The organism is Candidatus Hydrogenedentota bacterium (assembly GCA_016791475.1).
GTDB lineage: Bacteria > Hydrogenedentota > Hydrogenedentia > Hydrogenedentales > JAEUWI01 > JAEUWI01.
This window is the reverse complement of sequence record JAEUWI010000268.1, coordinates 1-402: the sequence shown is the minus strand read 5'-3', so window position 1 is coordinate 402 and position 402 is coordinate 1. Positions and strand designations below refer to the sequence as shown.

Annotated in this window: 1 pseudogene (only partly in view); it reads left to right on the top strand. The window is 64.4% G+C overall.

Annotation, left to right across the window (positions count from 1 at the left end):
• Positions 1 to 336, top strand: a pseudogene (locus tag JNK74_29135) (glycosyltransferase); it begins 259 nt to the left of the window's first position.
• Positions 337 to 402 lie beyond the last annotated feature (66 nt).

The following is a 402-nucleotide window of genomic DNA, read 5'->3' as shown; positions in this document are numbered from 1 at the left end:
CAGGGCCTCGTGCTGCTGGAAGCCATGGCCGCCGGCCTGCCGGTGGTGGCCTTGTCCGAAATGGGGACGACGGACATTCTGGCGCCCGGCCGTGGTGCGTTTTCGCCGCCGGACGACCCCAAGGCCTTTGGCGAAACGGTGGCGCACTTTCTCAACCGGCCATCGGCTTGGCGTCATTTGCGCGAGGATGCGCCGGTATATGCCGCCGAATGGTCGGATACGGCCATGGCCGCTCGTCTGGCGGCCTGCTATCGGCGTTGGGCGGGTGCGGAAATTGCGTCATTTTCAGCGTCGACCGCAGCTGATGGTCTCCCGGCCAGCCAGGCCACCCGCTAACCTGAATAAACCCTGCTGATGACTTCAAACCCACCGCACTGCGAGCAGTGCCGATATTTTCAGCCG